Raw genomic sequence first — 11,742 nt, forward strand, 5'->3', positions numbered from 1 at the left:
GTTCGGCACAGAAAACTGGGCAGCCCAGTGGACCTACCTCGATGAGGCAGGCTTCTTCGGCGATATCAGTTCCGGAGTGGATCCGATTCCAGCGTATGTAGATACAGATGGAGATGGCCTTTCGGATTTCCTCGAAACCAAGCTTGCAGCTCACGGCTTCAATCCAAACCTGGCACAGCCTGCGCTCGTTGCCCAGTTGCTTGGAAATTCAGAGCTCTATACTTCCGATTCCATCCAGGATCTGAGTGCTGATGATATCGTGGTTCAGAAGTCCGGTAGCTCAGTGACCCTGTCCATCCCTGTTGAAAGCTCGAACAATCTGGTTCCTCCTTTCACACCGGCTGGAAATGCAACGTTACAACTTAACAATGTTCCTAGCGACAAGCAGTTCTACCGTTTCCGTATTCCTCAACCATAAGGTTGTCTGACGAAAATGTCACACTGGGGTCGTCGGCAAATGCCGGCGACCCCTTTTTACTCCCCACGAATTTCAAACCATGCGTCACCTTCTCCCCATTATTTGCCTTGGCACGGTCTGCCATTTGAGCGCTCAAGAACAAAAGATTTCTCCGACCGATGAGCTTCGCGTCACTGTCAACGAGTGGGTTGACACCATGCGTGAGATCCAGGAAGAGGAAAATGAATGGACCCGCGATCAGGAGGTTCTACAGAATTATCGTGAAGGCCTTGAGAAGGAAATCATCGATCTGAAAGAAAAGATTTCCGATGCGAAGACGCGTAAGGCGGGCGCCGATGCGGAGTCTTTGAAACAGACCCAGGAGCGCGACAGATTTGTTGCCGCCAAGGATGAGTTATCGGTATTGGTCCGCTCCCTTGAGGAGAACATGATGGACAAGCTGCCGCTCATTCCTGCTCCGCTTCGTTCCGAGCCAAAAGTGGCCCAAGCGATCGAGGATCTTCAGCACGATATCAAGCTCCCCGAGGACAAACGCAATGAGGGGGTTTCGAAACGCCTTCTCAATCTTATCAATCTCACCGCTGAAATCGAAAAATTCCAGCAAACCGTCGTCCTTCGTCAGGAGCTGCGCAGCGATGACAAAGGTCACGAATACAACATGCAGGTGATCTATTTTGGCCTTGCCGTGGCCTATGCCGTCAATGACGACGGTAGCCTGGCGCTCGTAGGTCATCCCTCGGAAAAAGAGGGATGGAAGTTCGAGGAGCGCAAGGAGCTCGCCGCTGAAATCAAACACCTCATCGCGGCAACCACGGGCGACGCCGATGCCGCATTCGTCACTCTCCCATTTTCCCAGCCTTAAATCATGAGCCCCCTGAAACGTTTTACATTGATTCTTGGAATCGCTTCCACAGCCATCGCCGGCGCCCAAACCCCTATCGAAACGGCGAAGTCCGATCTTGATAAGGCGGTGAGCGAACTCGGCGATACGAAAAAGGAATATGCGGATCTCCGCCGCTCGCTTTATCGCGATATTAATCGACTTGATGATGAGGCTCTGAAACTCGGCAAAGAGTTGCGCGGGCTTCAGCGTGAGGAGGAACGCCGCACTGCGACGGTGAAGACTCTGGAGCGCGAGGTGGAAGCGCGGAAAACCGATTTCAACTATTCGTCCGGAATTTTGAGTCAATACTCCAAGGCCTTCGTGACACGTTTGCATCCGGGTGAAAACCAGGAGTATCTGGAGAAGGTCAATACGCTCGATCAGAAGGCGGCTTCCGCCGCCGAAGATCCTAAGATGGAGCTAACGGAACGCATCAAAGTCCTTGAGCTCGGTATTGATCGGCTGGGAAAGATCGCCGGAGGTCACCGTTTTGAAGGTAAGGCCCTGCGCAACGGAAGCGAGTCCGTGGAAGGACAGCTGCTGGTAGTGGGGCCATCGGTTTTCTTTGCAGAGAAAAACGGAGACTTCGAAGGAGTCGCCACCTTTGCGGAAACCGGCACGGCACTCCCGACGGTTGTTGCTATCAGAAACTCGGGAAACAAGATTTCCGGGACGATCAATAAAATGAGCGGGACGCTGCCGTTGGACGGATCAATGGGTAAAGCGATCGAAGTGGAGGCGGCGAAAGAGACTCTCTGGCAGACCGCTGAAAAGGGCGGCTACGTCGGCCACGCGATTCTTATCCTCGGCGCGATCTCATTCCTTATCGCTGGTTTCAAGGTCTACGAGGTTTCTCGTTTCAAAGTCCCTGCCCGGCGTGAGCTGAACCTGATACTGGATGATTTGCTTTCCGGTAAAAAGGATGCGGCTATGAAGCGTGCCTCCGCAATTCCGGGAGAAGCGGGTGAGATGGTCCGCGTGGGTGTGGATAAGTTTTATGAGAAACGCAAAGTGCTAGAGGAATCCCTCTTCGAGAAGCTGGTCATCATCAAACCGCATCTCGATAGATTTCTTCCGTTCCTTGCACTCACAGCAGCTGCGGGCCCATTGATGGGGCTACTTGGCACGGTTCTCGGTATTATCAAAACCTTCCAGGCGATGGCGCTCTACGGCTCCGGGAATACCAAGAATTTCACCACCGGTATTTCAGAGGCTCTTATCACCACTGCAGAGGGTCTTGTCGTCGCTATTCCGGTTCTCGTGGTTCACGGTCTGCTCAAAAGTATGACCAAGGCGAAATTCGGCGAGATCGAGGGCGCCGCCATCGCACTGATCAATGGAACCACGGAGCGTGAAAAGGGTGCGCAGCCGATCGAATCCAACTCCCAGGAAGAAGCGGATGACGATGACACGGAGCTGACACCAACGCTGGCTTGATAAGTTTCAAGATTCCGAATTATGAGCGGCATTTTCAACGACGGGTGGAACCTTTTCCTGCAAGGGGGATCCATCATGTATATGCTCGGCGGAGTGGCGTGCATTTTATACGCATCCTGTTTTGCCGCATTGGCCTACGTCAACCGGGGGAACCTCAATGACAAGGATGCTGACCAATGGGAGCAATGGATCGAACATCCCGATCAGGCGAAAGGCCGTCTGGGTGAGGCGCTGGTCTACGTTCTTCATGGTCCCAAGCTTACTATAAAAACCGTAGGACGCCGCTTCGATGAGATCCGGCTGAGCATCGTTTCGAACATCGACCGCCGTATCCTGGTGATCAATACGCTGGTTGCCGCTGCACCACTGGCCGGATTGCTCGGCACGGTCATGGGGATGCTGGCGATGTTTACCGGCCTTGCCCAAGGCACGGGTCCCGCCGGAATGGAAAAGGTGGCAGATGGAATGCAGCAGGCACTGATCACGACACAGACAGGGCTGACCATCGCACTTCCAGGCCTTTTCCTCGGGCTGATTGTGAAATCAAAACGCGACCGTATTGCCGCGACTCTTGCCAGGCTGGAATGCCTGATCCTCACGACTCGCTTCAAGCGCGAGACCAAAATCTGATCCTTTTTATACCTGTATGTTTGGCCGAAATTTAAGCGACGATTCCGAAGAGCCCGTTCACGTTGATTTGTCTTCGATGATTGATTGCGTATTCATTCTTCTGATCTTCTTCATTGTCTCGACTGTGTTTGTCGAGGAAACCGGAGTCACCGTAAACAAGCCGGATGTGGGCGGGGCAAGTGCGTTGGAAAAAAATTCCATCCTCCTGGCCGTAACTGCGGAGGACAAGGTTTACTACGGTGGTGAGAGCATTGGCGTGCAGGGTGTCATTGGAAAGATCAAGCCACTGCTGACTGAGACTCCCGACATGTCGGTCATCATTCAGGGGGACAAGGCTGCGACGCACGGATTGGTCCAACAGGTTCACGGCCAGGCATTACTTGCAGGCGCGATGAAGGACAGAGTTTCAGTTTCCACGAAATAATGTCACGTCACGTCTATCGTCCGCCCAGAGGAACGTTTACCGGCTTGTTCGCGGTAATCGGCGGGCTTATCGCGACCATTGCGGTTTTCATAGCCATTCCTCTCTCGCAGAAACTCAGTGTGATGTTTGACGGGAATGATGCGGAGCCGCCGGAAATTGTTGTCGAGCCGCCGGAAGAACAGGATTTCGAGACCGAGGAACCTCCTGAAGAACCGGAGGAAGAGCCGGAACCGGAGGAGATGGTGGAGGAGGCCAGCGATCTGGACCTCGGAATAGATCTGGGTGATCTCAGCGTCGGCACTGGCGGCGGATTTGTTATGGAGATTCCCCAGTTTTCCATGAAAGGGGGCGACGATGCCTTCGGTGGAGATCTTGATTCACCACCCCAGCCAACGAGCAAAGTGCCGCCAACCTATCCCAGCTCACTCCTCAGTAAAGGAGTCGGCGGAAGAGTGCTCATCTCATGCACCATCGATACCGATGGCAAAGTTATCGCCACCACAATCAAATCGTCATCCGGCCATCCGGATCTCGATAAGGCGGCAATCAATGCCGTGAACCGCTGGAAGTTCAAGGCAGGCACCCGCGGCGGTAAGAAGGTGAAATCCATCGCCATCGTCCCATTCAATTTCGAAGTCAAAAAAGGCTAAAAACTATTTTTTCCACATGTTCCGTTCCGTCATTGCTATCACATTATTCTGCGTCCCGGCTTTACAGGCCGAGCGCATCACTCCTCCTTCGAACCTTTTCCGGGACCCGACCTTTGTCCGCGATTTCGTGGGTAGTTACGGCTTCCTTTCCGATGTGGAGCCAAAGGTGTCCAATGAGGAACAGGCACTGCTGGTGACGGTCCGTGAAATGTTTGAGGCTGGCCGCTTCCGCGAGGCTGAGCGGGAGATTGTGCGTTTTATCCAGGTGGTGGAGAATCCAACCGACCCGGAGATTGCGAAAGGCGAGATCAGCCCGGCGATGGTGTTCGTTCTCGGGAACCTATATTTCCAGGCCGATCGCACTGATGATGCGCGCCGGGCGTTTCTGGAGGCCATTCGTCGCTTTCCACGTTTCCGCCGGGCGTATACCAATCTCGGCTACCTTTATATTTCGAAAAATATGACGGATGAGGCTCTGCCGATGCTGCAGAAGGCAATCGAGCTGGGTGAAAATTCCAGCCGTGCCTATGGCCTTTTGGGCTACTGTCATTTGCTCAAGAAAAACGCTCTTGCCGCAGAGAATGCCTACCGGCAAGCCTACTTGCTGGATCCGAATTCCCGGGATTGGAAGCTTGGTCTCGCGCAGTCGCTCATGGCGCAGGATAAATTCGCGGAGTCTTCGAGCCTGATCGGATCTTTGATCGAGGAAAACCCTAACGATAAGCAGTTGTGGCTGCAACAGACCAACGCGCTCCTCGCCATGGAGCGCAAGGAAGAAGCTACAGTGAACCTGGAAGTTCTCCGATTGAAAGGACTCGCCGATGAATCAAACCTCAACCTGCTCGGGAATCTTTACATGGATCGCAATGAGCCGCAGCTTGCCCTTTATGCGTATCTCGCGGCGATGGAGAAATCCGAGAAGCTCGATATTTCCCGCACATTGAAATCAGCGAAAATTCTCAGTGACTATGGTTATCCGGATAAAGCGGATGATTTCATCACGCAGGTCAGAAACAAGGTGGGAGACTCGATTTCGGATGAAGACAAGCTCAGCCTGATGCTCACAGAAGTTTCTGTGGCGCAGGCTAAACAACAACCGGACCGTGTGGGCGCGCTTTTGAACCAGTTGCTGGAGTTGCAACCGGCCAATGGGGAAGTGCTTCTCCAGCTGGCACGGCATAAGGATTTGCTCTCGCGGGAAGAGGATGATGAAGATCTTCGTGCGGAGCTCGTCGTCGAGGCGCGGACAAATTACCAGCTCGCCGCCCGCAATGAAGATGTCGCTTATTCGGCAAATCTTTCTCTCGGACAGATGCTTGTCCGTGAGCGCCGTTATCTGGAAGCTCTGCCGAACTTGCAGGCGGCTCTGGCAATCAAGAAAAGCGAGAGTCTTGAGCAATACACCTCGCGCGTGCGCCGGGCCGCGGATCGCCAGGAGGATCGCGCAAAACAACCATAATGATGAGAATTTCCCCGCTACATTTTTTACTCATATCCGCCTCGCTTTTATCGGCGAATGAGGCGCTCGATGTGCTGGAGGGTCGGGTGGATGCAAACAGTATCCTCCTGCCGCCCCGCGAATTTTCCGAGGCTGAGACCGGTGGAGAAAGCGCGGAGGAGCGGGTGGAAAATATTATCTATTTGGAGCCGGAGTGGGCGGCTAGCCCTTTGGATCCCATTTGGGCGCGCTCGGTGCTTTATGACAACGCAGCCAATCCCTGGGTGCAACAGGTGGCGATTTCCGGCTATTTTGACTTTCAATCAAGCTTCGGGAGTGCGGATACCGATGCGGTGGGGCCAACTCCCGCGACGAGTAAGAGCCTGGATGGGACCCGCACCCGGCGTGCCCGGCTGGGCGCCCGTATCCGTGCCTTCAATAACACCGAAATCGAGGCAGTGGGGGAGTTCGCGGGAGATTCGCAATACGCGGGTGTGGAGCGGCTGAAGGCCTACACGCAAGTGACTGATACCACGGGGGTAACCTACGGAAAATTCCGTCCGAACTTCGGCACGGAATCCAGAGTGGAGCCGCAGCTGTCGCCTTATCCGCACGGCACGGTGATGGGGAGCTTGGTTGCACCGGCGCCTGCGCTCGGCGTGAGTATCCATCATGCCGGGAAGGTTTTTGATTACGATATGGGCTGGTTTTCCGGAGACTACAGCCCGGATCTGCCCGGTTTCAAAGGGGACGGATTTCTGAATTTCGGTATAGCGAAGAGCTCGGTTTCGAAAAAAGGCGATACGCTTACACGCACTCGCTGGCATGCGGATTATATTCACAACTTCGATGCGGCCGAATCAGAAAGCGGCGGGTATAATATTGTGGGACGGCGCTCGGCGAACGGTAACCAGCTGGTGGTGCAGAACCCGGCTTACCGTCATCTATTCTCTACAGGAGTCGCATTGGAATCCGCACGCTACACCTTTACCGGTGATTTCCAACTCGCCCGTGGTGAGACAACGGTCTGGGGCATGACTGCGGGGATGACCTATTGGGCGATCCCGGGAACGTTAAACCTGGTAGGTCGCTACCAATACGCCGGATCGGATGATGCGGGGGCGGTCGTTTCCACCTTCGGGACTTCCGGCAGCCTCCGCTACGACGATTCACCCTTCTTCATAGGAGACGAACTCCACTCCTTTTACCTCGGTGCGAATCTGCACCTCTACAAGGACAGCTTCGTCATCCAGAACGGCTTGGAATATTCCATCCTCAATGACGAGTCAGGCAGTGATTTCAATACGGATGCCTTCACCTGGCATTCCGGTGCGAAACTCTCCTTCTGAAAAACCGAACATACCTCCCACAACAACCAACAAGATATGAAAGCAATCCTCCTCGCGCTCACGCTCATCACTCCGGCTTTTGCCGTTAACTTCGATGCGGACGGCTTCGGCCAGCAGCTCAATGGCTGGGCGAAAAACCGCACCGCGACCTACGAGTTCACGGACGCGACTTACCGCACCTACGTTCCCACCATAACAGCCACGCCCGGTGGAGGTATGTATATCTCGACCCAGGTCGATATGCTCGCCTTCGGCTCGCAAGGTGCTGTTTCACACATCGATATGACGTTCGATGCCAGTGGCGTTCTGATCAGTGCGCAACTGCGGTCTACAATCGGCAGGAAGTCGATCGATACCGGTCTGGTGCGCCGCCCGGAAGCTCCCGCCGCGCCTATCGCTGTGGAGGGACAACCGACTCCTACGGCCCCGGCTTTCGATGGCACCGGAGAGCTGATTATGGATCTCTTCAGCCGGTTCGATATCGAGATGAAGAAGATCACCGAAGGAAAAGATGCGGAAAAACGCGATCTTTTCAGTCGCTTTGGCGGCAAGAATGCCAAGAGTGTGAATCTCGCAGCAGCGCTCCGGCACAATGTGAATCTAATGCTCCAGCACGTTTCCCCACGCGGCTACGCAAGCTATAAGTAATAGCGCGCTCGGAAAGGTATTCAGGGCAACCGCCCGGCAACTTGTCTCAGATGGCAGCTTGCCGGGTGATTTTTACCGAGACGAAATCCGCATTTTCTAAAATTCGCTTCTCCACCTTCACGTCCACGGACTTGAGCGGGTAAGTTTTGAGCAGGAAATCCGCGCTATCGGTGGCCAGGGTTTCGATGAGTTTCCGCGGTTTGGCGGCAGCCAGCTCGACAAGCCGGAGGGATACCTCGTAATAATCGATCGTGTTTGCCACATCGTCCGCAGCCTCGGAAAAGCTTTTTGCCGGGCGCATCCAGATACTGAGCCAAAGCATCTGCGGCGTGGCTCTTTCTTCATCCGGCACGCCGATATGGGTCAGCACCTGAAGGCGGCGGATCTCAATTTCATCAGCAATCATGGTAGTAAGTTTGCATCGGTTACCTGTTGCAAAAGAGTTTTTGTCGCCTGATTGAGATTGAGCTGCAATGCGTTTTCTAAATCGAGCCACTGGAATTCCTCAGCTTCTTCGTTGAGTTCCACTGCGTGGGAGGATGCTTCAGCCAGGTAATTCAGAAGCAAAAAATGCTCGTTGCGAATAAACTCCGGGGAGTCGATGCAGTCCTGGACCATCACAAAGCGGATCCGGGAGATCTCCAGCCCGGTCTCCTCACGGATCTCCCGGACGAGGGCTTGTTCGCAGGTTTCACCCCGTTCGATCTTGCCACCGGGGATTCCCCACATGTTGCTCCACTTGTGGGTGCGAATCATCAGCAGCTTTCCCTGGCCGTCATGAATCAAAGCACCGACCGTGGCGACCGGGCGGCGTGGCTCCCGTTTCTCCAGCATCTGCACCAGCACGCCCAGATCAGGCACGGTAATGTCCGGGCGGACACCCGCCAGAACCTCCGCGTGATGGTAGCCGGTGAGAACGGCGATGGAGGAAATGCCACCGTGGCGCGCCGTCTCGATGTCATGGGTCATATCGCCGACGAAGGCGGTCTCCGCCTTTGAGAGTTGATTGGCATCGAGGATGTGAGCGATCAGGTCCCGCTTATCCAGCACTCCCGCATACGTGGCTTCGAAAAATTCCTTCATGCCGAATTCTTCCAATTGCCGCGCGAAGGCATCCGCATCCATCGAGGTGAGGACAAACATTCTCATTCCGCGGGATTTTGCCCATTCCAGCTTCTCCCGGGCATGCGGCAGAACGGTGACAAGGCTGGTGGCTCCATCGAAGGCGGGACGGAAATGCGCTTCCAATTCCTCCAGCGCGACTCCCGGCAGAAGTTCCTCATAAAACTCCCGGTAGGGTAGGCGGAAATTACGGCGGAAGCCTTCACGGTCGAACGGAGCGACACCATATTTCCCGAGCACGGCATTTGTGGCTTCGATCACGGGACCCATATCGTCCACCAAGGTTCCAGACCAATCGAAGATAAGATTTTTGAACATGATGAGTTTTAATTGAGCGCCGGATAAGGAAGCGGATGCGGCGGGTGTCCCGGGCCTATCAGCCCAATGTGAATTTAACCGATTTGATCTTTCCTGTGCCGAATCTGGCTTTGATCTTCCTCAGTAGCTCCGGCTTCATTTGCTCAAGATGGAATCTCATGGCTGGCTGGGTCACGCGGAGCACCAGGTGGCCTTCCTTAACGGAGACCGGCTCTGTGTGGGCTCCGATAAAATCCCCGGCGATCTCCTTCCAGCCGCTTTTGACCTCCTCTTCATTGAGGCTTTCAGCGAAAAATTGCTTTTTCAGGATCTGGTCCACCCAATCACCGGCCTCGGTGATGTTCGCGCGGAGATCGCTTGGCTTTTCACAGCCAAGCCACTCGCGCATCAGATCCTCGTGTATGCCTTCCCTGCGCGTCGGTTTCTTTTTCCTAGGCGCGGCCATGGGAGTTATTCGTTGCCATCATCGCCGATCGCCTCGACGGGGCAGCCTTCCATGGCTTCGCGGCATTGCTCGATCTCGTCATCGTTCTCGGGCTGTTTGAAAACGTAGGAATACCCTTCGTCATCCGCACGGGTGAAGTTGTTCGGTGCGGTCTCACGGCAGAGATCGCAATCGATGCATTGGCTATCGACGTAAAATGTTCCGCCGACGTTCTCTTCGTTTTTATCTTCTTTGTCTGCCATGGTCTGTAGATGATTTCCGCCCCTTCGATGCATGGGGAAGGGGCGGGATGCAACTTCAATTTAGCGCACACGTGCCAAAAGCCACGGAAGAAGGTCCTCGATCGGGAGGCGCTCCTGTTCCATGGAGTCACGGTGGCGAATCGTGATGGTGTCCTTGAATTCCGGTTTTTCCTCACCAAGTGTCTCAAAATCGACAGTGACACAGAATGGCGTGCCCACCTCGTCCTGGCGGCGATAGCGGCGGCCAACGGCTCCACCATCATCATAGAAAACGTTCATCCATGGCTGGAGCATCTTTTGGATTTCGCGTGCGATGCGGACCTGCTCCTCGTTCTTCTTCATCAGCGGGAAAATGCCGACTTTGATCGGCGCGATGGCCGGAACGAAGCGCATGACGGTGCGGACGTCGCTTTTGCCGTCTTTTCCGAGATCCTCTTCGTCGAATGCCTCGCAAATAACGGCGAGGACGGTGCGATCGCAGCCAGCGGATGGCTCGACAACGTGGGGGAGGAAGCGTTCTTTTGTTTCCTCATCGTAGTATTCGAGAGGCTTGTTCGCGCCTTTCTGGTGCACGCCGAGATCGTAATCCGTGCGGTATGCCACACCTTCGAGCTCCTGGATACCGAATGGGAATTCGTATTCAATATCGTAGGTTTTCTTGGAGTAGAAAGCGCGCTCACCATCGGGAACATCCAGAATGTGCAGCTTGTTGCGCGGCACGCCGATTTCCGCGTAAAATTCCAGACGGGTCTCGAGCCATTCTTCGGTCAGGCGCATGCCGTCATCCGGATGGCAGAAGTATTCGATTTCCATTTGCTCGAACTCACGGGAGCGGAAAGTGTAGTTCCGCGGGTTGATTTCGTTACGGAAGGATTTGCCGATTTGGGCGATGCCGAACGGGAGCTTCACGCGATTCGAATCGAGAATGTTTTTGTATTGGCAGAAAATCGATTGTGCCGTCTCCGGGCGGAGATAGGCGATTTGCTCGCCGGTGGCTCCGAAGTTTGTCTGAAGCATGAGGTTGAACTCACGTGGCTCGGTAAGAAGTGAGCCGTTTTCCGGGTTATAACGGGTTGTTCCGGTAACCTGCTCGGTGGTCTCGCCCTGGAGCTGGATGGCTTTGATCGCCTCCTTTTTGCTCATCGTGGATTCCTTGATGAACTGCGCGTAATATTCACGAGCGGTCTTGCGGGTCTTTGCCTCATCGTAACCGGTGATTTGCAGCACCGAGTAGGCTTTTTCCGATTTCCATTCCGCTTCCGGAAGGGTTGCACCGCTGAAATGATAGACCGTGCCGGATTGGGGCTCGATCTGATCCGCACGCAGGCGGGCTTTGGAAAGGAGGCAATCGCACATAGGATCGCTGAAGCCGCCGATATGGCCGGATGACTGGAGAACTGCCTCCATCGTGAGAATCGCGCCATCCATGCCGAGCACGTCATCACGCTCTTGGACGGTTTTCCGCCACCAGTAGTCCTTGAGATTGCGTTTCAGCTCCGTGCCGAGTGGACCGTAGTCCCAGCAGCCGTTCAGTCCTCCATACAACTCGCCCGCTTGAAAAATAAAGCCTCTGCGTTTGCAGAGAGAGACAATTTTCTCCATCCGCACCGGGTCTGTTACATCCTTGTTTGCCATATCGTAATATCCCGCTTTCGGGAGCGCGGATGAGAACACACGCAGTTGAGGGGGGCAACATCAATCATCCTGCATGCAATGGCTGGAAATCCTTTCTAAAATA

General features: G+C 54.5%; 14 protein-coding genes. 9 read left to right on the top strand and 5 right to left on the bottom strand.

Annotation, left to right across the window (positions count from 1 at the left end; translation table 11 throughout):
* The 9 genes from ACFSSA_RS07890 to ACFSSA_RS07930 form a co-directional block, all read left to right on the top strand.
* Positions 1–418 (top strand): hypothetical protein (locus tag ACFSSA_RS07890; protein ID WP_386819888.1); only part of this gene is annotated, 418 nt, incomplete at its 5' end.
* 79 nt (positions 419–497) lie between these two features.
* Entirely contained in the window at positions 498–1,280 is a 783-nt protein-coding gene (locus tag ACFSSA_RS07895) for a DUF3450 family protein (RefSeq protein ID WP_386819889.1), read from the top strand.
* 3 nt (positions 1,281–1,283) lie between these two features.
* Complete coding sequence (locus ACFSSA_RS07900) at positions 1,284–2,738, top strand: MotA/TolQ/ExbB proton channel family protein (protein ID WP_386819890.1); 1,455 nt, start codon at positions 1,284–1,286, stop codon at positions 2,736–2,738.
* Between the two features lie 21 nt (positions 2,739–2,759).
* A complete protein-coding gene (locus ACFSSA_RS07905) occupies positions 2,760–3,368 on the top strand; it encodes a MotA/TolQ/ExbB proton channel family protein (protein ID WP_386819891.1) in 609 nt (202 codons plus the stop codon).
* A 16-nt stretch (positions 3,369–3,384) separates the two neighbouring features.
* Positions 3,385–3,792 (top strand): ExbD/TolR family protein, encoded by a 408-nt coding sequence (locus tag ACFSSA_RS07910; RefSeq protein WP_386819892.1) that lies wholly within the window; start codon positions 3,385–3,387, stop codon positions 3,790–3,792.
* Positions 3,792–4,442 (top strand): energy transducer TonB, encoded by a 651-nt coding sequence (locus ACFSSA_RS07915; protein ID WP_386819893.1) that lies wholly within the window; start codon positions 3,792–3,794, stop codon positions 4,440–4,442. The genes ACFSSA_RS07910 and ACFSSA_RS07915 overlap by 1 nt, the downstream gene beginning before the upstream one ends.
* Before the next feature lie 16 nt (positions 4,443–4,458).
* Positions 4,459–5,901, top strand: a complete 1,443-nt coding sequence (locus ACFSSA_RS07920) for a tetratricopeptide repeat protein (RefSeq protein WP_386819894.1) — start codon at positions 4,459–4,461, stop codon at positions 5,899–5,901.
* Positions 5,901–7,229 (top strand): hypothetical protein, encoded by a 1,329-nt coding sequence (locus tag ACFSSA_RS07925; protein ID WP_386819895.1) that lies wholly within the window; start codon positions 5,901–5,903, stop codon positions 7,227–7,229. The genes ACFSSA_RS07920 and ACFSSA_RS07925 overlap by 1 nt, the downstream gene beginning before the upstream one ends.
* A 36-nt stretch (positions 7,230–7,265) precedes the next feature.
* On the top strand, positions 7,266–7,877 hold the full coding sequence (locus tag ACFSSA_RS07930; RefSeq protein ID WP_386819896.1) for a hypothetical protein: 612 nt from the start codon (positions 7,266–7,268) through the stop codon (positions 7,875–7,877).
* 46 nt (positions 7,878–7,923) lie between these two features.
* Here ACFSSA_RS07930 and ACFSSA_RS07935 read toward each other — a convergent pair whose 3' ends face one another.
* Genes ACFSSA_RS07935 through ACFSSA_RS07955 form a run of 5 tightly spaced genes read right to left on the bottom strand, consistent with a single transcriptional unit; the run spans position 7,924 to position 11,639 of the window.
* A complete protein-coding gene (locus tag ACFSSA_RS07935) occupies positions 7,924–8,283 on the bottom strand; it encodes a dihydroneopterin aldolase (protein ID WP_386819897.1) in 360 nt (119 codons plus the stop codon).
* Complete coding sequence (locus ACFSSA_RS07940) at positions 8,280–9,317, bottom strand: HAD hydrolase-like protein (RefSeq protein ID WP_386819898.1); 1,038 nt, start codon at positions 9,315–9,317, stop codon at positions 8,280–8,282. The genes ACFSSA_RS07935 and ACFSSA_RS07940 overlap by 4 nt, the downstream gene beginning before the upstream one ends.
* 58 nt (positions 9,318–9,375) lie before the next feature.
* Positions 9,376–9,762 (bottom strand): DciA family protein, encoded by a 387-nt coding sequence (locus ACFSSA_RS07945; protein ID WP_386819899.1) that lies wholly within the window; start codon positions 9,760–9,762, stop codon positions 9,376–9,378.
* Positions 9,763–9,767: 5 nt separating this feature from the next.
* Positions 9,768–10,004 carry a ferredoxin gene (locus ACFSSA_RS07950; protein ID WP_386819900.1) on the bottom strand — a complete coding sequence of 79 codons (237 nt, stop codon included), beginning with the start codon at positions 10,002–10,004 and terminating at the stop codon, positions 9,768–9,770.
* Between the two features lie 60 nt (positions 10,005–10,064).
* Complete coding sequence (locus tag ACFSSA_RS07955) at positions 10,065–11,639, bottom strand: glycine--tRNA ligase (RefSeq protein ID WP_386819901.1); 1,575 nt, start codon at positions 11,637–11,639, stop codon at positions 10,065–10,067.
* Positions 11,640–11,742 lie beyond the last annotated feature (103 nt).

Source organism: Luteolibacter algae (assembly GCF_042683045.1).
In the GTDB taxonomy this organism is placed as follows: domain Bacteria; phylum Verrucomicrobiota; class Verrucomicrobiia; order Verrucomicrobiales; family Akkermansiaceae; genus Luteolibacter; species Luteolibacter algae.

Bases quoted from the DNA above. Each gene is read 5' to 3' on its own strand.
- ACFSSA_RS07935 (WP_386819897.1), bottom strand. From the start codon at position 8,283: ATGATTGCTGATGAAATTGAGATCCGCCGCCTTCAGGTGCTGACCCAT.
- ACFSSA_RS07945 (WP_386819899.1), bottom strand. From the start codon at position 9,762: ATGGCCGCGCCTAGGAAAAAGAAACCGACGCGCAGGGAAGGCATACAC.
- ACFSSA_RS07910 (WP_386819892.1), top strand. From the start codon at position 3,385: ATGTTTGGCCGAAATTTAAGCGACGATTCCGAAGAGCCCGTTCACGTT.
- ACFSSA_RS07925 (WP_386819895.1), top strand. From the start codon at position 5,901: ATGATGAGAATTTCCCCGCTACATTTTTTACTCATATCCGCCTCGCTT.
- ACFSSA_RS07955 (WP_386819901.1), bottom strand. From the start codon at position 11,639: ATGGCAAACAAGGATGTAACAGACCCGGTGCGGATGGAGAAAATTGTC.
- ACFSSA_RS07895 (WP_386819889.1), top strand. From the start codon at position 498: ATGCGTCACCTTCTCCCCATTATTTGCCTTGGCACGGTCTGCCATTTG.
- ACFSSA_RS07900 (WP_386819890.1), top strand. From the start codon at position 1,284: ATGAGCCCCCTGAAACGTTTTACATTGATTCTTGGAATCGCTTCCACA.
- ACFSSA_RS07905 (WP_386819891.1), top strand. From the start codon at position 2,760: ATGAGCGGCATTTTCAACGACGGGTGGAACCTTTTCCTGCAAGGGGGA.
- ACFSSA_RS07930 (WP_386819896.1), top strand. From the start codon at position 7,266: ATGAAAGCAATCCTCCTCGCGCTCACGCTCATCACTCCGGCTTTTGCC.
- ACFSSA_RS07940 (WP_386819898.1), bottom strand. From the start codon at position 9,317: ATGTTCAAAAATCTTATCTTCGATTGGTCTGGAACCTTGGTGGACGAT.
- ACFSSA_RS07950 (WP_386819900.1), bottom strand. From the start codon at position 10,004: ATGGCAGACAAAGAAGATAAAAACGAAGAGAACGTCGGCGGAACATTT.
- ACFSSA_RS07920 (WP_386819894.1), top strand. From the start codon at position 4,459: ATGTTCCGTTCCGTCATTGCTATCACATTATTCTGCGTCCCGGCTTTA.
- ACFSSA_RS07915 (WP_386819893.1), top strand. From the start codon at position 3,792: ATGTCACGTCACGTCTATCGTCCGCCCAGAGGAACGTTTACCGGCTTG.